This is a genomic window from Streptomyces sp. NPDC057287, from assembly GCF_042667905.1.
Taxonomy (GTDB): Bacteria; Actinomycetota; Actinomycetes; order Streptomycetales; family Streptomycetaceae; genus Streptomyces.
In genome coordinates this window covers 109,753-126,782 of record NZ_JBHUYV010000006.1, presented here as the reverse complement: position 1 = coordinate 126,782, position 17,030 = coordinate 109,753, and the positions used below count along the sequence as shown (strand labels likewise).

Sequence of the window (17,030 nt, the reverse complement as noted above, 5' to 3'; positions counted from 1 at the left end):
GACGGTGGATCGGTCTGCGGGCCCGTCTGATCGATGAGTCTGCTGACTCGCCAGATGAGACAGACCTGACCTGTGAATGGTTGTGCCGGGGAAGTGTATTTTTTGTGAAGATCTGCATAACGCGGGATCTGCGCGACGCTGCCGAACCGGTGAGGCCGGGAGCGGCCCACCGAAGCGGCCGGACCGGAGCGGACCCGGCCGCGGCTTCACACGGCCCGGCCGCCGCTTGGCGCGGACCGGTTGCGGCTTCGCGCGGACCGGCCGGTCAGTCGAACCAGCGGTCCCGGGCCAGCTCCTCGGTGCGGGAGGGGTCCTCCAGCAGCGCGGCCACCTCGAAGCGGCGCGGCCACTGACCGGCGGCCCAGGCGAGACCGGCCGCCACGCCCTCCAGGGTGGACGCGTGGACCACCCCGTCCGGGGTGCGGCGCCAGTCCAGTTCCACACCGCCCGCGCGCAGTTCACCGTGCTCGATGTACGTGTCGGGGGTCCCGGCGCCGAGCAGGATCCGCACGGATTCCGGCACCCGGTGCTCCTCGCCCTCCGTCGTCACGACGGCCTCGACGCTCTCGCCGAGCCTCCGCACCTGGAGCAGGTCCGCCAGCTCGGCCGCGCGGGCCGGAGCCACCGGCAGCAGTGGGAGGCCGCCGGCCAGCGGCAGGAGGTCGGGAGCATCCGCGATGACCACGTCCGCCGCGTCGGCGACCCGCACCTCGTCGCCGACGACGGCCCGCAACTCGTCGGGCAGCGTGACCTGTTCGGGGTCCAGCTCGGCGAGCGCCGTGTAGAGCGAATGCAGCTGCACGGGGCCGACGGGACGCTCCTCGTCCGCGAGCCTGCCCAGCAGCTCCGCCGCTCCGCCCGGCTCGTCCAGGAGCGCGGCCACCGAGGTCCGTACGCCGAGTGCGCGCAGCACCTGCGCGTCGTCGAACCCCGTCGCGTCGGCGGAGTCGTACAGTCCCGCCAGCCGGGGGTCGCCGCCCGCCGCCCGCAGACCGGCCGGGCGCCTCCCGTCCAGCACCGGGTGATCGCGCAGCCACCAGGCGGTGTAGGGGCGCACCGACTGCGTCGTGCCGTCCGGGAGCAGGACCCGCACCGGCTGGGTCAGCGCGTCACGCAGCGGCGGGCGGGCGAGCATCGCGAGGGCCTGCGGCCAGGCGTCGTCGTCGACGAGGTCCAGATCGCGCACGGCGACGAGCTCGGTGGCGACCGGCGGAACCGGGGTGTCCGGGAGCTGGTCCAGGACGTCCTCGCACCAGACGTCGACGGCGTCGAGGAGACCGGCGTCGTCGGGTTCGGCGAAGTCGCCGTCCCTGGGCTCCAGTTCGTCCGGATCGAGGACGACATCGGTGGCCCGCACGAGAGCGAAGGTGGCCAGCACCCCGCAGGCGGTCAGCGGCTGTTCGCCCCAGCGCTCGGCCATCTCCGCGTCGCACAGGGCGAGTTCGCCCTCACGCATCACCTGGGCGAACGGGCTGTCCGGCAGGACGAGTTCGCCGGCGGGCGCCGGTTCGCCGTCCTCGTCGGGCAGGGCGAGCGCGCCCAGCCAGGGCTCGTCGCCGGGGGCGAGGTCCGCATCGCGTACGAGCGTGAGGACGGTGTCGGCGAGCTCCTCGCCGTCCAGGGCGTCCTCGTCCCAGATCTCTCCCGCGTCCAGCGACCCGGCGACCGCGGCCCGGACCTGCGGGGTCCGCAGGACGGCGCGAGGGGTGGCGGGCAGCGCGCCCAGCTTCTCCAGCAGGGGGTGGGCGGCGTCCGGGTGGGCCACCTTCAGACCGAGGCGGGCCAGCCGGGTGAGGACGGGCGAGGTCAGCCCGTCCGGCAGCGGCAGGAGGACCTGGCGGGGGCCGATGGTCGTGCGGGGCACGTCCGCGTCGCCCGCGAGGGGCACGGGCAGGCCGGAGAGCCGGTCGGGGTCGACCCCGGCCAGGCTGTCGTACAGCCGCCGCCACCACTGCGGGTCGCGCTCCAGACCGGCCAGCCGGTCGACGGCCTCGGTCAGCGGGACCCTGGCGACGCCGAGCGTGCGCAGCTCGGTGCGGCGCTCCAGCCCGGCGGGCAGCAGGCAGGGGAGGACCTCGGCGAGGACCCGTACGGTCTCCGCGCCCACGCCCTCGACCACCTCGGCCTCGACCGGCCGCAGCGCCGTCGTGTCCCGGCGCGGGGTCCCGGCGCCGTCCCAGTCGTCCCACTGGCCCGCGGACTCCGCCGGGTCCCGGGGCGCGGCGGCCTCCAGGAAGGCCACCCGGGGCAGCCGTTCCAGGATCGCGGCGCGCAGCGCACCGTCGAGCTGCCCCTTGCCGAGCGGGCCCGGCACCAGGGAGATCGTCGCGACGGACACGGGCTCCCACCCGGCGAGCAGATCCGCGTAGGCGTCGGCCGCGCGTTCCACCAGGAAGTCGGTCAGCGGGCCCGGCGCGGGGTGCCTGCGGGCGGTGTCCAGCGGCAGCGAGGCGATCAGCAGCGCGGGGACGCCGAGGGGTTCGTCGGTGGGGGTCGGGGCGTGCACGACGGGTGCCGTGCGGGGGTGCTGGGGCGCCCCGTGCTCGTCCACCGGCACGGCCCACGTCACGGACCAGTGCGGCCGGAGCCGCTCCTCGACGGGCCGGTCGGCCAGCAGTGCGGGCTCCAGCGGGCCGTGGCCCGCGACCGTGCGCCAGCGGCGGAGGCCCCGCGCGGAGTCGTCGATGTGCGTGTACGGACCGTCCTGCGAGCGGCGCAACGTCCGTGCGCCGTCGGGGGTTTCGATCACGAGCTCGTCGAGGCCGGGCAGGGTGAGGAGCAGCGCGTCGTCGACGCCGTCGAGCAGCCGGCCCACGAGGTCCTCGGCGACACCGTCACGCAGCGGCAGGACGACCACGGTGTCGTAGCCGTCGGGCGCGGTGCCCTCGGCGGGCAGCGGGAGCCGGAGCAGCGGTACGTGCCCGTCGCGGCGGCGCAGCTCGTCGCCGAGACCGGGGCTGCCGACGGACGCCTGCCGCGCGAGGTCGCGGGCCTCCGCGAGGGACCAGCGGACGCCGCCGTGGCGCCCGATCACGGCGGGCTCGTCGCTGACGGCCAGCACCGCGGCGAAGCCGACGCCGAAGCGGCCTACGGCCGACTCGTGGCCCTCACGCTTGGCGGAGGCCCGCAGGGTGCTCAGCGACTCGACGCCGGTCGCGTCGAGAGGGGCTCCGGTGTTGGCGGCGGCCAGGACGGCGCTGCCCTCGGGGCCCTCGTGCAGGGTGAGGCGGAGCCGGCCGGGTACCCCGGCGCGGGCGGCGGCGTCGGCGGCGTTCTGGGCCAGCTCGACGACGAGGCGGTCGCGGTAGCCGCCCAGCGCGAGATCCTCCTCGGCGTTGGCGTCCTCCCGGAAGCGGGCGGGGCCGGCGCCCCAGGCGTCGAGCACGCCGCGCCGCAGTCGCGCCGTCCCGAACGGATCGGCCCCCTCGGTCGCATTCATGCCCACGCTCGTACTCCGCTCTTCCGGTGACCCGTGACGCCCAGTGTGCGCCCGAAGGTACCGCGAAGGAGAACGCCGCCCGTGCCCCGGCACCGGGGCACTGCCGCACCCCCGCCCGGGCCCGTCGTCCGCGATTCACCGGAAGGGACGGAATGTGCCGCCGGAGCCGCCGTCGCACCCGGAAGGGGAAACCGGGGCGGATCCGCGGCCGGGGTGCACACGCACCCCGGCGGCGGGCCGGAGCGTCAGGAGTGGCCCAGGTCCTCCGTCGAGCCGTCCGGCTGGGACGGGACCGAGCCGGAGTCGTGCGAAGGGCGCAGCTGGTAGTCGTCCACCTGCATCGTGTCCAGCGCGTGCGGAGCGGGCTTCGGCGGCTTCGGCATGACCGCCGCCTCGGAGTGGCCCCCGCAGCCGTACGACAGCGAGACCACGCGGCCGTCCGCCGGAGCGAACTCGTTCGCGCATACCCCGAAGGCCTGCTTCAGGGAGCCCGCCATCGGCACCAGGAACGCACACGTGACGCAGGACGCCGGCGCCGCCTGCGCCATGGGGGTCTTCGCGCCGAACTCCTCGTCCCACCGGTCCGCCGCCAGCCCCAGGCCGTACCGGGACAGCACCCGCGCACGCCGCGTACCGAGCTCGTCCGCGACCGAGGCGATCGAGCCCCGGCTCGTCCCGGGCAGGGTGGTGAGCTCCGCGTCCTCGGCGTCGGCGAGGGCTGCCAGCTCCTGCGACACGTCGGAGACGGCGGAGTTCGGCAGGGGCTCGTCCTCGCCCGTCCAGCCGGGCTCCAGGCGCGGGTCCTCCGCCTCGGTGGGCAGGAGGTCGCCGGGGCCCATGTCGCCGGGGCGCAGCCGTTCGCTCCAGGGCACCCACTCGGGGGCGAGGAGCGCGTCGGAGCCGGGCAGCAGCACCGTTTCGTCAAGGGTGACGTTCTTGGCGCGGGAGGCCCTGGCGACCGTCACCGCCCAGCGCCAGCCCCGGTAGCCGGGCTCCTTGGATTCGAAGTAGTGCGTGACGACCCGGTCCCCCTCGGAGACCAGGGCCACGTGCTCACCCACCACTCCTGGCGCGGCAGCCTCTTCCGCCGCCGCGCGTGCGAGGTCTACCGCCTCGGCGCACAGACGGTCAGGGGCGGGGGTACGGGCCGTACGGCTTCGCGTCGTCGCAGCACTCACAGGTCTCGCTTCTCTCCATACGCCGTCTCACGAGCGCGCCAGCAGCTCCATCGATGTCCGATTTCGGCCATGACAGTTGTGAGCGGAGCGGACCTGGGGGCCGCGTCGACGTCCACACCCGTTGTGCCTGCCTCGGGCGCGCCTTCTGCAACCCATTCTGCGGGATCGCGGAGAGGCGCGCGGCCAAGAACAACCGCCGGTGGCGCGTGAGTGCACGCTACCCTCTCCGCCGCCCCGCGCCCACCTGCACGTCCCAAACAGGACCGGAACCCTTACGGAAAGCTTTCCGTTCCCGTCCCGGACCGAGCCGGATTCGCTCGGAATCCCCCGGGGACGGCGGTGCGTCCCGGCCATTTCCCGGCCGGGGACGACTCACCCGACGGAGCGTCCGCCGCCACGCCCCGGCCCGCTCATCGGTTCGTGACAGCGGGGGGTGGGGCACTATGACTCCGTGACCGCCGCCAGGTCGTCCGACGGATCCGGTCCGCTCCGCAGGGCGGTCCGGGCGATCGGCCGTGCCCTGCGCGCCCCCTTCACCGGCACCGCGCGCGGGATCCGCAAGGCCACCCACGCCCATGGGGCGGGTGAGTCCGGCCTCGGCAAGCTGATCGAACTGCACGCGGTCAACGGCGCGGGCGACGTCATGATCACCGTGGCGCTCGCCTCCACGGTGTTCTTCTCGGTGCCGACGGACGAGGCACGCGGGCGCGTCGCCCTCTACCTCGCCGTCACGATGGCCCCTTTCACCCTGCTCGCCCCGGTGGTCGGCCCACTCCTCGACCGTCTGCCGCACGGCCGCCGCGCCGCGATGGCCGGCGCGATGTTCGCCCGGGCGGTGCTCGCGATCACGATGTCGGGCGCGGTGGCCACGGGCGGCCTGGAGCTCTATCCCGCGGCCCTCGGTGTCCTGGTCTGCTCGAAGGCGTACGGCGTCGTGCGCAGCGCCGTCGTCCCCCGCCTGCTGCCACCCCGCTTCTCCCTGGTGAAGGCCAATTCGCGGGTCACCCTGGCCGGCCTGCTGGCGACGGGCGTCGCGGCGCCGATCGGGGCGGGGCTGCAGAGCATCGGGTCCCCCTGGCCCCTCTACGGCGCCTGCACGATCTTCCTCGGCGGGACCGTCCTCGCCTTCACGCTGCCCCACAAGGTCGACTCCGCGAAGGGCGAGCGCAAGGCCCGCCTCGTCCTTCCCCACGAGGAAGCGGCCCCGGCTCCCCTCCCCCGCCCGGCCAAGGGCGACAAGAGGGGCAGGAGCGGCAAGACCGGCAGCACACAGGTCCGCCGGAGGAACGGCCGGGAGAAGCCGCCTGGGCTGCGGTCCGTCGGACCGTCCGTCCTGCACGGCCTCCAGGCGAACGCCGCGCACCGCGCCCTCTCCGGTTTCCTCATCTTCTTCCTCGCGTTCCTGCTGCGCGAGCACCCCCTGGCCGGGCAGAGCGCCGCCGTCTCCCTCGGCATCGTCGGCGTCGCGGCGGGCACGGGCAACGCCTGCGGCACGGCGGTGGGCTCATGGCTGAGGGCACGCGGGCCCGAGGTGATCGTCGCGACGGTGCTGGGGCTCGCCCTGGGCGTCGCCGTCCTCGCGGCGGTGTTCTTCAGCACGGTGATGGTGGCCGCCCTCGCCGCGGTCGCCGGCTTCACCCAGGCCCTGTCGAAGCTGTCGCTGGACGCGATGATCCAGCGCGACGTGCCGGAGGAGGTGCGCACCTCGGCATTCGCCCGCTCGGAGACGCTGCTCCAGATGTCCTGGGTCGTCGGCGGGGCGATCGGCATCGCGCTCCCCCTCAACGGCGTACTCGGCATGTCCGTCGCCGCCGGGCTCCTCGCCCTCGGCGCGGCCGCCTCCGTACGGGGCCTCCTGGGGGCCGCACGGCGCGGCTCACCGCACCCCCGCGTGGCGTGAGCGGCACCGACCGATAACCTTCGGCGCATGACCGTTGCGTTCTTCTCCGGTAAGGGCCGTCGAATCGGCGTCGCTCTTGGTGCCGTGTCCGCGGGACTCCTTGTCCTGTCCGCCTGCGACAAGCCGACGCCGCTCGCCACCGTGACGGTCGGCGACACCTCGGTGAGCACCGAGGCCGCCTGCTACAACGACGGCAACGCCCTCAAGGAGTCCGAGGTCCAGGGCTGCCTCAACAAGAAGGCGGAGAAGTCCGTCGAGGTCGCGATGGACGACAAGGTCCACTTCGGGGTCGACCCCGAGGTCGCGGACCACGGCTGGACCCTCTTCATCAACGGCCAGCAGGCCGAGCAGGAGCCGTACAAGAAGACCTACCGGACCATCCCGGGCAGCGCCTTCTTCGCCAGCCAGACCGGCGAGACCACGGCCTCCAAGACGCAGGTCAGCATCGTCGAGACGAAGGGTCAGAAGCTCACGGGCGTCTGGCACTTCCAGCTCAAGAAGACCTCCTGACCCCTCCGACTGCGAGGACCACCGCCGTGCGGGTGCTTGTCGTGACCGCCGTCCCGGCCGAGAGGGACGCGGTCACGCGTGCGTTCGGGGGTGGGCCCCAGGTGCGCGAGGTGCCGGGCGCCGAGCTTCACCGGGCGGGCCCTTACGACGTCCTCGCCGGCGGGGTGGGCCCGGCCGCCTCGGCTGCCGCCACCGCCTTCGCCCTCGCCGCCGCGCCCGCCTCGGAGCCGTACGCGCTCGTCGTCTCGGCGGGCATCGGCGGAGGCTTCGCGCCCTCCGCGCCGGTCGGCACCCTCGTGGTGGCCACCGGCATCGTCGCGGCGGACCTGGGCGCCGAGACCCCGGACGGCTTCGTGCCCGTCACCGGTCTCGGCTTCGGCAGGGACACCTTCCTGCCGCCGCCGCTCCTCGTGCGGGACGTGGCCGGGGCCACCGGCGCGGTGCCGGGCACCGTCCTCACCGTCTCCACCGTGACCGGCAGCGCGGCCCGCACCGCAGAGCTGCTGGCCGCGCACCCCGGAGCCGTAGCCGAGGCCATGGAGGGCTTCGGCGTCGCCGAGGCCGCCGACCGGTTCGGCGTGCCGGCCCTGGAGCTCCGGGCCGTCTCGAACGCCGTGGGCCCGCGCGACCGCGAGGCCTGGCGCATCGGCGACGCCCTCGCGGCGCTCACCGAGGCGTTCGGGAAGACCGCACCCGTAGTGGAAAGTTGGACCCCGCATGACCGACTCGACCGACACCGTGACTGACACCGCGACCGACTCCGCCGGCGCACCGCTCCCCGCGCTGCGGATCGCCTTCTCGCCGTGCCCGAACGACACCTTCGTCTTCGACGCCTGGGCGCACGGAAGGGTCCCCGGCGCTCCGGCCCTGGATGTCACCTTCGCCGACATCGACCTCACCAACGGCATGGCCGAGCGCGGCGAGTTCGACGTCCTGAAGGTGTCGTACGCCGTGCTGCCGTGGGTGCTCGACGAGTACGCCCTGCTGCCGTGCGGCGGCGCTCTGGGGCGTGGCTGCGGGCCGCTCGTCCTCACGAAGGAGCCGGGCACGGACCTGACGGGGAAGACCGTCGCCGTGCCGAGCGAGCGCTCCACCGCCTATCTGCTGTTCCGGCTGTGGGCGGCCGAGGTCGTGCCCGGCGGCGTGGGCGAGATCGTCGTCATGCCGTTCGACGAGATCATGCCCGCGGTGCGCGACGGCCGGGTGGACGCCGGGCTCGTGATCCACGAGGCCCGCTTCACCTATCAGAACTACGGACTGCACAGCCTCGCCGACATGGGCCAGCACTGGGAGTCGACCACCGGGCTGCCGATCCCGCTCGGCGCGATCATCGCCAAGCGCTCGCTGGGCCAGGAGACGCTGGAGCGGCTCGCGGCATCGGTCCGTACCTCGGTGCGGATGGCCTGGGACGACCCGGAGCGGTCGCGTCCGTACGTCCTGGAGCACGCCCAGGAGATGGACCCGGCCGTGGCCGACCAGCACATCGGCCTCTACGTGAACGAATTCACCGCCGACCTCGGCGAGAGCGGCTACGCGGCGATCCGCGGCCTGCTGACACGGGCCGCGGCCGAGGGCCTCGTACCGGCGCTGGCCCCGGACGCGCTGTCCGTCACCGCACGCTGAAGCGGGGGCCGGGCCCGAGCGGCCCGGCCCCGCGTCAGACGTCGAGCTGGTCCGCGACCGCCCTCAGCAGACCCGCGATCTTCGCGCCGGCGGCCTTGTCGGGGTAGCGGCCCCGCTCCAGCATCGGCGTGATGTTCTCCAGCACCGTCGTCAGGTCCTGCACGATCGACGCCAGCTCGTCCGGGCTGCGCCGCTGCGCGGCGGCGACGGACGGCGTGGGGTCGAGGATCGCCACGGAGAGGGCCTGGTCACCGCGCTGGCCCGCGACCACACCGAATTCGACGCGCTGACCGGGCTTGAGGGCCTCGACGCCGGCCGGGAGTACGGAGGAGTGGACGAAGACGTCGGCGCCGTCGTCGCGCGAAAGAAAGCCGAAGCCCTTTTCCGAATTGAACCATTTGACCTTACCCGTGGGCACGTCTGTCCTCGTCCTCGTACTCGTCGGTGTGCGGGAGAGCCGCGCAACGGCTCCGGATAGCAGTACGGCGGGTCTGTGACCCGCCGTGTCCCAGGCTAATGGCCCAAGGGCCGGACACAAGACGTCGCCGACCGGTTCCGCCGAGCAGGGAACTACCCTGGCCGGGTGAGTACTACTCCTTCAGGCGCAGGCGACCGGCTCGTACGGGTCGGCGCGATCGTCTTCTTCATCGGCGCACTGGCCACCCTGGTCACCGTGGCCCCACTGTTCCTGGGCACCGACCCGTTCCCGTCCGTCGCCTACGCGGTGTGCATGCTGATGGGCCTGGGCTTCCTGATCGCGGCCGCCGGGGTGGTGCGGTCCGTGTGGATGAACTCCCCGAAGCGGGCCGCGACGAGGTAGCGGCCCGCCCGGCCCGCTACCCGGCCCGCCACTCCTGGGCGTACTCGTCGAAGATGACGCGCAGGTGGTGGCCGATCTTCAGGTAGTCGAGGTCGTCCAGATTGGCGAGCGAGACCCGCACCGACCACTCGGGGCCGTCGAAGCCTCCGCCGTTGAGCAGCACCACGGAGGTCTGCTCGGCGAGCCTGAAGAGCGGGTCGACGGGCTCGTAGTTCTGCTCCAGGAAGTCGGCGAACTCCTTGCCGTGGACGCGTTCGGCCTCGGCCAGCAGATCCAGCTCGATGTAGTACGCGGCCCGCTTCGGGTCCTCCGACACCTTCATGTGGACGCCCTCCAGGAGGAGGTCGAGCCGCTGCCGGACAATGGCGCGAATCCGGTGCTTGTAGTCCTGGCCCTCGTCCAGCATGTCGAAGAGCGAGAACAGCGTCATCATCATCTGCTGCGGGAGCGAGAGCCCGGCGGTGTGGTTCAGCGCCACCTGCCGGGAGTCCGCGACCAGCCGGTCGATGAAGCGGATCTTCCCCGGCTCCAGCGACAGCGTCCCGTACCGCTTCTCCAGCCGTGCCTTCTGCTCCGGCGACTGGGCGGCGAGCATCTCGTCGATCACGTTGTCGTCGTGCAGCCCGATCACCCCGAGCCGCCAGCCGGTCGCTCCGTAGTGCTTGGAGTAGGAGTAGACGAGCAGCGTGTTGCGCGGGAGGTCGGCGGCGAGCGAGCGGAACCCCTCCACGAAGGTGCCGTACACGTCGTCGGTGACGATGATCAGATTCGGGTTGCGGTCCGCCACCAGGGAGACGATCTGCTCGGAGACCCGGGTGGAGAGGGCCAGTGAGGGCGGGTTGCTCGGGTTGACGCAGCAGACCATCTTCACGGACGGGTCGGCGAGCTTCTCGATCTCCTCCGGCGGGTAGCGCCACTGGCGCACCCCGGTCTCGGTGAACAGACTGGCCTCCACCGTCACCACGTCGAAGTCGTAGGTGTCCAGCTCCGGGATCTCCAGGTACGGGGTGAACACCGGGACCATCAGGGCGATCCGGTCGCCCTTCTCCAGGATCCCGTTCTTCATCAGGGAGTCGAAGACGTAGCACATGGCCGCCGTGCCGCCCTCGGTGGCGAACAGGCTCATCGTCTGTCCCTCGGGCGGCCGGTGGTCGAACATCTCGTCCGCCAGGTAGCCCCGCACGATCTGCTCGGTGTGGCGCAGGATGCGGTCCGGCACCGGGTAGTTGTCACCGATGGAGGAGTCGGCCAGCTCGTGCACGAAGGCGTCCGGCACGAAGCCGAAGCGCTTCACCGCCAGGTCGACGCACGACTTCAGCAGCTCGATGCCGGGCAGACCGGGGTTGGTGCGGACGAAGTGCTCGAAGCGTGCGGCACAGCCCGACTCCTCGGGCATGCCGCCCAGGTTGTCGGCCGTCCACACCCGCCGGGACTCGCTGATCGCGAAGTATCCGAGCGCGTGGTACGCCTCGCGGGGGCCGGTGGCCACCCAGTTCGGGTTGCCCCGCCCGGCGTTGAGCATGGCCCGGGTGGCCATGCCCTTCTGGCCGGCCTTGTCGCTCTGCGCCTCCGTCGCGATCTGGATGAACTTGTCCTTCAGCTCGAAAGGGGAGAGCTGGGCGAAGGACCGGATCTCTTCCCGGCTGAGTCTCGTCTTCGGCATGGTGGTGTCCGCTCCCGTGCAGGTCGGTGTCGGTCAGTGGTTGAGGAGGACGATCACGGCGCCCCACACCGTCAGCAGGACGTTGCCGACGGCGTACGGGATCGTGTACCCGAGGGTGGGGATCTGGGATCTGGAGGTCTCGTTGACGGCTCCGATCGCCGCCGTGGTGGTCTGACCGCCCGCCAGGACGCCCATCAGGACGGGGAAACGGATCTTCTGCACGTGGTGCCCGACCAGGAAGCCCACGATCAGCGGGACGACGGTGGCGACGGCGCCCAGGACGAGCAGCCCCCAGCCGGCGGAGGACAGCCCGCTGGTGAAGCTGGGCCCGGCGTTGATGCCGACGACGGCGACGAAGACGCACAGCCCCAGCGTGTCCATGAACCACTGGGCACCGGGCGGAACGTTTCCGTACGTCGGATACTTTCCGCGGATCCAGCCGAAGACCAGGCCCATGATGAGGCCGCCGCCGGAGGTGGACAGGGAGATCGGCACCCCGCCGGCGGTCAGCGCCGGGATACCGATGCAGCCGCCGAGAAAGATGCCGAGGCCCACCCAGACCATGTCGGTCGCGAAGCTCGTCGGCACCGGCTTGCCGAGCGCCTTCGCCGCCGGGCCCACCAGCCGCTCCGGGCCGGTGAGGACCACCGTGTCGCCCCGCTCCAGCCGGGTGGAGAGCCGGTAGGGGAACTCCGCCCCGGCCCGGTACAGCTTGTCGACGTACACGCCGACCATGAACGGCTCCCGGCGCAGCTCGTCGACCGTCCGGCCGAGCTGCGCCTTCTCGGACGCCACCACGTGCAGTGTCTCGGTGCGGTAGCCGAGGAGCCCGACGTCGTCGGCCTCGGCCCCGATGTGCGTACGCGGGTCGAAGGCGACCAGGTCGCCGCGGACGGCGCTGACCGCGACGGTGTCGTCCACCTGGAGGACGCGGGACTGGTCGTGTTCCAGGACCGTGCCCGCGCGGCGGACCCCGGTGAGGTAGACGCGCCGCCCGAGCTGCTTCTGCTGGTCCTCGAAGTCCGCCACGGAGCGGCCGGCCAGGTCGGGGCGCTCGACGCGGTAGGCGCGCAGCACCACCTCGTAGTAGCCCTCGCCCTCGTCCGGGCTGTCGTCCGGGGCGTCCATCTCGGCGGCGAGCTCGGCGCTCTCCTTCGCCAGGTCCCTGCGGTACAGCTTGGGCAGCACGTTCGCCAGGAGCATCGCGCAGAGGATGGTGCCGAGCGGATACGTCACCGCGTACCCGACGGCCACCAGGTTCTGCTGGGACTTCGCCTCGGCCGCGGAGAGCCCGGGCAGGGTGCCGATGGCGTCCTGGGCGACACCGATGGCGGCCGACTGGGTGAGGGCCCCGCTCATCAGACCGGCGCCGAGCCCGGGACCGTAGCCGAGCAGGCTCGCGAACAGCCAGGAGACCAGCAGCCCGGTGACACAGACGAGAACCGCGTTGAGGACCTGGGGCAGGCCGTCCTTCCTCAGTCCCCGGAAGAACTGCGGGCCGACGCGGTAGCCGAGGGCGAACAGGAACATGATGAAGAACAGGTTCTTCACCGTGTCGTCGATCTCCACCTTGAACTGCGCGCCCAGCACCAGCCCGGCGACCAGGCACCCCGTCACCGCGCCGAGCGCGATCGTCCGGTACCTGACCTTCCCGAGGAGGAAGCCGAGCGCGATCACGACGAAGACGAGCAGTTCCGGATGGGGTTGGAAGATGTTCCGGTTCAGGAAGTCGACCATGTCAGGCTCCCAGCACTCCGACGAGGATGGGTCCGGTCAAGGGCAGCAGGAAGTTGGAGAGCGTGTAGGTGATCGTGTAGCCGAGGAGCGGTACGGAGCTCTGGGCGACCTGGGTGATGGAGGTGATCGCCGGGGTGGAGCACTGCTGTCCGGCGATGGCGCCGATCAGGAGCGGCTTCTCGATCCTCAGCAGCTTGCGCCCGACGATCAGTGAGATCGTCGCCGGGATCAGGACCATGGCGATCCCCGCGACCGGCAGCAGCGCCCCGTACTCCTTGAGCAGCGGCCAGGCCTGGGGCCCGGCGGCCAGCCCGGTGCAGGCGATGAAGACGGCCAGGCCCATGTCCTTCAGGGTGCTCGCGGCCTGCGGCGGGAACGCGCCGAAGGTCTGGCTGCGGGAGCGGAACCAGCCGAAGACCAGGCCGGAGATCAGACAGCCGCCACCGGTGCCGAGCGACAGCGGGACGTCCCCGGCCTTGACCACGATCTGGCCGAGCAGGGAGCCCGCGACGATGCCGAACCCCAGGTAGATGAAGTCGGTGGAGTCGTTCTTCACCACCGCGCCGAGCTTCGCGACCAGCCGGTTCAGTCCGCCCCGGGCCCCGACCAGCGTGAGCACGTCGCCCCGGGCCAGCGTGGTCTCCCCGCTCGCGGGCAGGTGCTGGTCGTTGCGCAGGACGTCGGTGATGTAGACACCGTCCTTGCGGAACTCCGGGTGACGCTTCTGCAGGCGGTCGATGGACGCGCCGACGGTCTCCTTGTCGGTGACGGCGACCTGGCTGGTGGCCAGCGGGGTGTCGAGTCCCGGCACGGCGGGCGTCTCGGGGCCGATCTCCCGGCCCGCCTCGATGATCGCCGACCGCAGGCCGACCACCTGGACCAGGTCGCTGAGCGTCAGCTCCAGACCGGCGTCCGGGGTGAGCAGCTTGCTGCCGCGCTTGACCCCCTCGACCGTGATCCGTCCGCCGAACGCGCTCTGCAGATCACCGACGGTCCGGCCGTCGGCCAGGGTCACCAGATAGGTGCGGCCGACCATGCCGGGCAGCGCCTCGCGCTCGTCGGACTCCAGACCGCCCGCGCCGCCGCGCATCTTCTCCCACAGCTGCCGCGAGGCGTCCGCGAGGTTGATGCGGAGCAGCATCGGCATGATCTGGCTGGTGTAGAGCACGATGGTGATCAGGCCGAAGAGGTAGCAGACGGTGTACGCGGTGGCCACGTGCCCCTGGTACTGGGTGATCTGGTCGGACGTCAGGTCGCTGAGCTTGCCGATGGCCTCGGTCGCCGTGCCCACGACGGCGGACTCGGTGGCCGCGCCGGCCAGGATCCCGGAGGCGGTGCCGACGTCCAGGTCGAAGGCCTTGGCCAGCCCGAAGGCGATGCCGAGGACGCAGACCAGCTCGATCAGGCAGAGAGCGAAGAAGCGCAGGCTGCTGCGGTTGAGGTTGGCGAAGAACTGGGGCCCGGCCATGTAGCCCAGCGAGAAGATGAACAGGGCGAAGAAGACCTCTTTGACGTCGTCGTTCACGCTGACGTGCCGGGTGCCCAGCAGCAGCGAGACGATCAGCGTGCCGCAGATGCCGCCGAGGGCGATGGGCCCCACCCGGAGTTTGCCGAGGAGGTAGCCGGCGGCCAGGCAGAGGAAGAGGGAGAGGGCAGGGTTGTCACGGAGAACACCCACCCCGCCTCACCCGCCAATCGGGCAATGCGTATGTTTTTTGGGCATAGGGGTGAAATTAACAGCAGTGCTGTACGACGGCACCCGCGACAGCGCCGGGGGTGCCGTCCGATGTGCCGGCCGGACGCCGAGTGGGCCGTCCGGCGCACATCACACCGCTGTGAAGCTCCGCAGCCAGGCGGGGAAGGCGGTGAGGTCCGGCAGGACGACATCGGCGCCCGCCGCCCGCAGCTCCTCCTCGTCGCACGGGCCGGTCGGGACACCGACCGACAGGGCGCCGGCCGCACGCGCCCCCCGCACGTCGCCGGTGTGGTCGCCGACGTAGATCCGCGCGCCGTGCTCCAGGAGCGCCTCCGCCTTGCCCTCGGCCCAGAGCCCGCCGATCACCGTGTCCGCGGGGATGCCGAGGTGGGAGAGGTGGAGCTTGGCGTTCGGCTCGTACTTGGCGGTGACGACCATCGCCTGTCCGCCGAGCGCCTGCACGGCCTCGACGGCCTCCCGGGCGCCGGGCATCGCCGTCGTCGGCGCGATCGCCCGGTCCGGGTAGATCACCCGGAACCGGTCGGCCGCTCCCGGGATCGCTTCGGCCGGGAACCAGTTGGACATCTCCTCCGCGAGCGGCGGGCCGAGCCGGCTGACGACCAGATCGGTGTCTATGTACACACCCGTCTCGGCGGCCAGCGCTTCGTAGACGGCCTTGATACCGGGCCGGGAGTCGATGAGGGTCATGTCGAGGTCGAATCCGACCGTCAGGGTGTGTGAGGGCATGAGGTCCATTGTGCCGAGTGCCGCGGCGCCACCGGCGAGCCCGTCCCCGCCCCCCTGGCTCCCGTGCCGAGCTGCCCGGCGTGCAGACTCACCCGCACGCGCCCCTCCCTGCTGCCGAGGAACGAGAAGTGACCCCGTACTCCCTGGCCTTCTATGTCCACACCGTCACCACCGGCACCGTCCTCGGCCTCCGGCCGGCCGACACCCCCGACCGGGTCGCCGCGGTCATGGGGACGGACTTCGCCGAGAACGCCTTCGGCCGGCGGACCATGCTCCGGGACTACGGCCTGGCCGAGTTCCACTTCCACCGCGAGCGGGGCGGTGCTCCCTGGTCGGGGCACCACTTCAGCCTCCAGGTCCACCGGCTCGCCCGCCGCGACCGCACCCTCCCGGGCGAGGTGCTCCGGGCCCGCTACGGGTCCTTCGCACCCCGCCTGCGGTTCGAGAAGCTCCAGCGCCTTCTCCACCGGCGTGGCGTCCCGCTGGTGGAGATCCCGGAGAACTCGGCGAACGCGCCGTACTACCGCACGTTCTGGCAGCCCGGTTCGCGGACGGCCGTCTCCTACGTCGCCGTCCACGGCGAATACAGCACGCCGGGACGCCTGCGGGTCGGTGACGTGTACAGGATCCAGGCGCCGGTGAGCGCCCAGGAGGTGGGGATGCGCACGGCCCGGACCTGACGGAGCAGGACCTCGCGCGTCGCGGCACGGGGGTCCGCCGCCGGGCGCCTGCGGGAGCGGCTCAGCGGTAGCCGGCCGCGTCGGCGGGGCGGCCGGGGCCCTGGACCTCGGTGAGGTAGCGCCAGGCGTCCGGCCGGCTGCCGTCGAGGTCGGTGAACCCGTACTCCCGCGCCAGCCCGCCGCTGGACAGCGACTGCCCGTTCCACCGGCTCACCCCGGGATCGGCGGCCAGCGCCACGACGGCCCTCCCGGTGTACGACGGCGTCTCGGAGATGCAGAAGTGCGGCACCCGGTCGAGGGCGTCACGCCAGGTCTCCTCGGTCACCTCGAAGTGGTCGAGCATCATCTCCGAGCGCATCCAGCCCGGGGTCAGCGCCACCGCCGTCGCACCGCGCGGGCCCAGTTCGTGGCCCAGGGAGAAGCCCATGCGGAGGACGGCGGTCTTGGCGAGGTCGTAGAAGAAGGAGTTCCGGTAGGTGTCCCGGTTGTACTCGGCGGTGCCGTCGGTCATCTCGACCACCAGCCCGCCCCGGCCGCGCAGCAGGAGGGGGAGGGCGTGGTGGCTGGTGATCGCATGGGTCTCCACGGCGAGCCGCAGCAGCCGCAGCCCCTTGTCCAGGTCGTGCTCCCACACGGGGGTGTCCCAGGCGAAGAGGTGTTCACCGCCCCAGATGTCGTTGACCAGGACGTCCAGCCGGCCCTGTTCGGCCGCGACGCGGTCCACCAGGGCGCGGACCTGCGAGGGGACCAGGTGGTCGGTGGGGACCGCGATGCCGTGGCCCCCCGCCGCGGTCACCAGGTCCGCGGTGTCCTCGATGGTCTCGGGGCGGTCGTACTCCGACCGCTGTGCGCGGGTACTGCGCCCGGTGACGTAGACGGTGGCCCCGGCGGCGCCCAGCTCGACCGCGATCCCTCTGCCGGCTCCTCGTGTCGCCCCCGCGACGAGCGCGACCTTTCCGTCCAGTGCCGCTTCCATGCGTGTCCTCCCGGATCGATCCGTGCGCCGAGACGTGACGAGACGCGGCGACGTGACGCGC

At 72.3% G+C, this 17,030-nt stretch carries 14 protein-coding genes; 6 read left to right on the top strand and 8 right to left on the bottom strand.

Features of this window, described 5'->3' with window-relative positions; all coding sequences use genetic code 11:
* Window positions 1–265 precede the first annotated feature (265 nt).
* Both ACFUNE_RS13450 and ACFUNE_RS13445 read right to left on the bottom strand, forming a co-directional pair.
* Window positions 266–3,439, bottom strand: coding sequence for a sacsin N-terminal ATP-binding-like domain-containing protein (locus ACFUNE_RS13450; protein WP_383565937.1), 3,174 nt, complete (start codon window positions 3,437–3,439; stop codon window positions 266–268).
* 245 nt (window positions 3,440–3,684) lie between these two features.
* Window positions 3,685–4,617, bottom strand: coding sequence for a DUF3027 domain-containing protein (locus tag ACFUNE_RS13445; RefSeq protein WP_383565935.1), 933 nt, complete (start codon window positions 4,615–4,617; stop codon window positions 3,685–3,687).
* Between the two features lie 451 nt (window positions 4,618–5,068).
* Between ACFUNE_RS13445 and ACFUNE_RS13440 the strand changes: the two genes are divergently transcribed.
* The 4 genes from ACFUNE_RS13440 to ACFUNE_RS13425 are packed head-to-tail and all read left to right on the top strand — an operon-like array spanning window position 5,069 to window position 8,650.
* Entirely contained in the window at window positions 5,069–6,517 is a 1,449-nt protein-coding gene (locus ACFUNE_RS13440) for an MFS transporter (RefSeq protein ID WP_383565933.1), read from the top strand.
* A gap of 27 nt (window positions 6,518–6,544) precedes the next feature.
* Window positions 6,545–7,027 (top strand): DUF2771 domain-containing protein, encoded by a 483-nt coding sequence (locus ACFUNE_RS13435; RefSeq protein ID WP_383565931.1) that lies wholly within the window; start codon window positions 6,545–6,547, stop codon window positions 7,025–7,027.
* 26 nt (window positions 7,028–7,053) lie between these two features.
* Window positions 7,054–7,773 (top strand): futalosine hydrolase, encoded by a 720-nt coding sequence (locus tag ACFUNE_RS13430; RefSeq protein ID WP_383565929.1) that lies wholly within the window; start codon window positions 7,054–7,056, stop codon window positions 7,771–7,773.
* Window positions 7,745–8,650, top strand: coding sequence for a 1,4-dihydroxy-6-naphthoate synthase (locus ACFUNE_RS13425; protein WP_383565927.1), 906 nt, complete (start codon window positions 7,745–7,747; stop codon window positions 8,648–8,650). The genes ACFUNE_RS13430 and ACFUNE_RS13425 overlap by 29 nt, the downstream gene beginning before the upstream one ends.
* A 34-nt stretch (window positions 8,651–8,684) precedes the next feature.
* Here ACFUNE_RS13425 and ACFUNE_RS13420 read toward each other — a convergent pair whose 3' ends face one another.
* The gene (locus ACFUNE_RS13420; RefSeq protein ID WP_383565925.1) at window positions 8,685–9,068 is read right to left on the bottom strand and encodes a cold-shock protein; all 384 of its coding nucleotides are present in this window, start codon (window positions 9,066–9,068) and stop codon (window positions 8,685–8,687) included.
* Between the two features lie 165 nt (window positions 9,069–9,233).
* Here ACFUNE_RS13420 and ACFUNE_RS13415 point away from each other — a divergent pair, with 165 nt between their 5' ends.
* Window positions 9,234–9,470, top strand: a complete 237-nt coding sequence (locus tag ACFUNE_RS13415; RefSeq protein WP_383565923.1) for a hypothetical protein — start codon at window positions 9,234–9,236, stop codon at window positions 9,468–9,470.
* Window positions 9,471–9,486: 16 nt separating this feature from the next.
* Here ACFUNE_RS13415 and ACFUNE_RS13410 read toward each other — a convergent pair whose 3' ends face one another.
* The 4 genes from ACFUNE_RS13410 to ACFUNE_RS13395 form a co-directional block, all read right to left on the bottom strand.
* Window positions 9,487–11,133, bottom strand: a complete 1,647-nt coding sequence (locus ACFUNE_RS13410; RefSeq protein ID WP_383565921.1) for a bifunctional aspartate transaminase/aspartate 4-decarboxylase — start codon at window positions 11,131–11,133, stop codon at window positions 9,487–9,489.
* Between the two features lie 33 nt (window positions 11,134–11,166).
* Entirely contained in the window at window positions 11,167–12,870 is a 1,704-nt protein-coding gene (gene aspT / locus ACFUNE_RS13405; protein ID WP_383565919.1) for an aspartate-alanine antiporter, read from the bottom strand.
* A 1-nt stretch (window position 12,871) separates the two neighbouring features.
* Window positions 12,872–14,548 carry an aspartate-alanine antiporter gene (gene aspT / locus ACFUNE_RS13400; protein WP_383565917.1) on the bottom strand — a complete coding sequence of 559 codons (1,677 nt, stop codon included), beginning with the start codon at window positions 14,546–14,548 and terminating at the stop codon, window positions 12,872–12,874.
* Between the two features lie 147 nt (window positions 14,549–14,695).
* Complete coding sequence (locus tag ACFUNE_RS13395) at window positions 14,696–15,313, bottom strand: HAD family hydrolase (RefSeq protein WP_383565915.1); 618 nt, start codon at window positions 15,311–15,313, stop codon at window positions 14,696–14,698.
* Window positions 15,314–15,441: 128 nt separating this feature from the next.
* On the opposite strand from ACFUNE_RS13395, the gene ACFUNE_RS13390 reads away from it, so the two are divergent.
* A complete protein-coding gene (locus tag ACFUNE_RS13390; protein WP_383565913.1) occupies window positions 15,442–15,993 on the top strand; it encodes a hypothetical protein in 552 nt (183 codons plus the stop codon).
* 61 nt (window positions 15,994–16,054) lie between these two features.
* Here ACFUNE_RS13390 and ACFUNE_RS13385 read toward each other — a convergent pair whose 3' ends face one another.
* Complete coding sequence (locus ACFUNE_RS13385; protein WP_383565911.1) at window positions 16,055–16,969, bottom strand: SDR family oxidoreductase; 915 nt, start codon at window positions 16,967–16,969, stop codon at window positions 16,055–16,057.
* Between the last annotated feature and the right edge of the window lie 61 nt (window positions 16,970–17,030).

Coding starts and splice junctions, on each gene's coding strand:
- ACFUNE_RS13450 (WP_383565937.1), bottom strand. CDS start 3,439: ATGAATGCGACCGAGGGGGCCGATCCGTTCGGGACGGCGCGACTGCGG.
- ACFUNE_RS13435 (WP_383565931.1), top strand. CDS start 6,545: ATGACCGTTGCGTTCTTCTCCGGTAAGGGCCGTCGAATCGGCGTCGCT.
- ACFUNE_RS13425 (WP_383565927.1), top strand. CDS start 7,745: ATGACCGACTCGACCGACACCGTGACTGACACCGCGACCGACTCCGCC.
- ACFUNE_RS13410 (WP_383565921.1), bottom strand. CDS start 11,133: ATGCCGAAGACGAGACTCAGCCGGGAAGAGATCCGGTCCTTCGCCCAG.
- aspT (WP_383565919.1), bottom strand. CDS start 12,870: ATGGTCGACTTCCTGAACCGGAACATCTTCCAACCCCATCCGGAACTG.
- ACFUNE_RS13395 (WP_383565915.1), bottom strand. CDS start 15,313: ATGCCCTCACACACCCTGACGGTCGGATTCGACCTCGACATGACCCTC.
- ACFUNE_RS13385 (WP_383565911.1), bottom strand. CDS start 16,969: ATGGAAGCGGCACTGGACGGAAAGGTCGCGCTCGTCGCGGGGGCGACA.